The organism is Brevundimonas sp. CURTG3B2_SDJG (genome assembly GCF_057364705.1).
This window is the reverse complement of record NZ_JBNFOJ010000310.1, coordinates 1-3183: the sequence shown is the minus strand read 5'-3', so window position 1 is coordinate 3183 and position 3183 is coordinate 1. Positions and strand designations below refer to the sequence as shown.

Genomic DNA, 3183 nt, shown 5'->3' with positions numbered 1-3183 from the left:
CCGCGTCCGCCCGCCCCGCGCCCGCAGCCGGGCCTGAACCTGGACGATCTGGCCGGCCCGCCGCGTCCCGGCCCGCGCCGTCCCAATCCGCCGCCGACCGGCGGGGGAGCGACCGGAACGGCCTCGCAGACCTCGGGGCCGGTGGTCACGGCGATGTTCGAGCAGGTCTACGACAACTGGAACGTCTTCATCACCTGCGACATGGCCGGCGGCGACGCCCTGCGGATTCAGATGGACGTGACCCTTTCGGCGACCGGCCGTATCACCGACGGTCGACCCTGGTCGGCGCCCAGAACTCCGAGATCTATCGGGCGGCGGCGGCGGAAGCGATGCGCGCGCTCCGGGCCACGGCGCCGTTCGACGTGCCCGCGGGCTTCACGGGCGGGCGCTACCGGCCGACGTTCCTGACGGAACGTGCCTGCCGACGGAGCAGGGCAGGCTGACCATCGCCGCCGACAAAGCCCGACAAGGCCCGAAAGTCGCCCCAATCAAGACCATGCTGGCCTTATGCGACCGGTCTGGCGATAAGGACCGGCGGACGTTTCGAACTCGCGGGAGCCCCTGATGCGACTGAACCGACTTCTGGCCGGCGTGACCGTTCTGGCGATGACGGCGGGGGCCGTGACGGCCCAGACGCCGCCCGCGGGGCAGCCGCAGTCCCAGGATCCGGTCGAGGTCATCATCGACCAGGGCGTGCTGCGTCCTTACCAGATCGCCGTCGCCAGCTTCGACGGCCAGTACGGCTCGGACCTGTCGGGCGTCATCCGCTCGGACCTGCGCCGCTCGGGCTATTTCGAGCCGCTGGATCCCGCCAGCTTCGTCGAGACCGGCCTGACCCTGGCCAACGCCCCCAACTTCCCGCAGTGGACCTCGATCGGCGCGCAGGCCGTGCTGTACGGCTCGGTCACTCCGCGCCCGGACGGCCGCAACGATTTCGGCTTCCGCCTGTATGACCCGTACCGCCAGTGCCAGCTGGTCGCCTATCAGTTCACCGCCACGCCCGAGCAATGGCGCCGGGTCGGCCACAAGATCGCCGACCTGGTCTATCAGCGCATGACCGGCGAGGCCGGCTTCTTTGACAGCCGCGTGGTCTTCGTCTCGGAAAGCGGCACCCAGCTGAACCGTCTGTCGCGCCTGACCGTCTCGGATCAGGACGGGTTCAACCCCGTGTACCTGACCCAGGGCGAAGAGATCATCATGTCGCCCCGCTTCTCGCTGCATGATCCGAATGAGATCACCTATGTGGCGCTCGGCAAGGATTACAGCCGGATCTATCTCTACAACCTGCAGACCGAGCGGCGCGAAAGCCTAGGCGAGTTCGACGGTCAGGTGCTGGCGCCGCGCTTCTCGAACGACGGGACCAAACTGGCCTTCTCGATCATCCGGGGCGGCAACACCGACGTCTATGTGATGGACCTCGCCAGCCGGCAGCTGCGCCGCCTGACCTCGGACCCGGGCATCGACACCTCGCCGTCGTTCAGCCCGGACAACAGCCAGATCGTCTTCACCTCGGACCGCTCGGGCAGCGCGCGGCTGTACGTGATGCGCGCCGACGGCTCGGGCCAGCGGGCGATCTCGCGCGGCGGCGGCATCTACACCGCCCCCAGCTGGAGCCCGCGCGGCGACCTGATCGCCTTCACCAAACAGGGCGGCGGCCGCTTCTCGACGGGCGTCATGACGCCGGACGGCTCGGGCGAGCGCATCCTGTCGTCCAGCTATTTCGAGGAAGGCCCGTCCTGGGCCCCGAACGGCCGCTACATCATGTTCGCGCGCCAGTCGCCGGGCGGGGACACCCGGCTGTGGACCGTGGATCTGTCCGGACGTGTCGTGAACCAGGCCGGCTACGGCGGGCGCGGCACCGACCCGGCGTGGTCGCCCCTGCTGGACGCCCAGCCGACGCGCCTGGGCGCGGGCGGTCCGGACGCCTGCCCGACCTGATCACAAGCGGAGCCTTTCGGCTCACTCCCGCGTTACCCGGCTGGTGAAAATGCTAGCGGGACAGTACCGACCCTTTAAAGCAAAGCTATAGCGGGGCCGTGGGCCCTCTGACGACCTAGGAGACGACCGATGCTGAACCCCTCGACCCTCGTCCGTCTGGCCGCCGTGGGCATGGCCGTGACCGCGATCGCCGCCTGCACGCCGCGTCCGGCGGCCGACACCGGGGCCGGTAACGAGGTGCCCTCCGGCCCGTCGGGTCCGCAGTACCCGCCCGTCACCGACGGCGGCGTCGAGGGCGGCGCCCTGGGTTCGGCCGCGCCGGGCTCGGAACAGGACTTCGTCGTCAATGTCGGCGACCGCATCTATTTCGACCTGGACAGCTATCAGGTCCGCCCGGAAGCCTATCCCCGCCTGGACGCTCAGGTGGCGTGGCTGCAGCGCTATCCGAACGTGACCATCCGCATCGAGGGCAACGCCGACGAACGCGGCACGCGGGAATACAATCTCGCCCTCGGCGCCCGCCGCGCCGAGTCGGTCCGCACCTATCTGGTCGAGCGGGGCGTCAACGCCGGCCGCATCGACACCATCAGCTTCGGCAAGGAGCGGCCGATCGCCGCCGGCTCGAACGAGGAATCCTGGGCCCGCAACCGCAACGCCCACACCGCCATCGTCTCGGGCGCCGTCCGTTAGGACACGCAGATCGGGCAGGGGGCCGGCGTCCGCGTCGGCCCCTTCGTCTTGAACCAGCCTCAAATCGGTGGGACCACCGGGACCATGTTCAAGCTCCCTTCCGCCCTTCGCTCGCGCAATGCGCTTCTCACCGCCGTGGGGATCACGCTGATCGCCGGCACGACCACGGTGGTGGCCCAGACCACGCCGATGGAGCCGATCCAGTGGGACAAGCGCCGGCTGGACCAGCTGGACCGCAACGTGCGCCGGCTCGAGCGCGCCGTGACCCAGCGCAACGCCGCCGGCCAGCCGGTCCTGGTCGAGCCGGATCCCGAGGTCGTGGCGCTTCAGGGCCGCGTCGGCATCATGGATCGCCGCCTGCAGGATCTGGAGGCCACGGTCCAGCGCATGAACGGCGACCTGGAGCAGCTGAACTTCGCCCTGGACGAGGCCAAGCGCGACAACACCGCCCTGGGCGGCCGGGTGCGCGACGCCGAAGGCCGGGTGCGGGCGATGGAGCAGGCCGCGGCGCGCGCGAACGAGCTGAACAGTCCGGTGCCCACCACCTCGCCGACC

General features: G+C 70.0%; 3 protein-coding genes and 1 pseudogene. All 4 read left to right on the top strand.

The features are described 5' to 3' along the window. Positions 1 to 408 (top strand): hypothetical protein (locus AC2W7C_RS15665; RefSeq protein WP_486002233.1); only part of this gene is annotated, 408 nt, incomplete at its 5' end. A 156-nt stretch (positions 409 to 564) separates the two neighbouring features. After that, positions 565 to 1938 (top strand): Tol-Pal system beta propeller repeat protein TolB, encoded by a 1374-nt coding sequence (gene tolB / locus AC2W7C_RS15660; protein WP_486002232.1) that lies wholly within the window; start codon positions 565 to 567, stop codon positions 1936 to 1938. Positions 1939 to 2070: 132 nt separating this feature from the next. Beyond that, the gene (gene pal / locus AC2W7C_RS15655; RefSeq protein WP_486002234.1) at positions 2071 to 2628 is read left to right on the top strand and encodes a peptidoglycan-associated lipoprotein Pal; all 558 of its coding nucleotides are present in this window, start codon (positions 2071 to 2073) and stop codon (positions 2626 to 2628) included. 84 nt (positions 2629 to 2712) lie between these two features. Then, positions 2713 to 3183: pseudogene (locus tag AC2W7C_RS15650) on the top strand (tol-pal system protein); the annotation flags it as partial.

Coding starts and splice junctions, on each gene's coding strand:
- tolB (WP_486002232.1), top strand. CDS start 565: ATGCGACTGAACCGACTTCTGGCCGGCGTGACCGTTCTGGCGATGACG.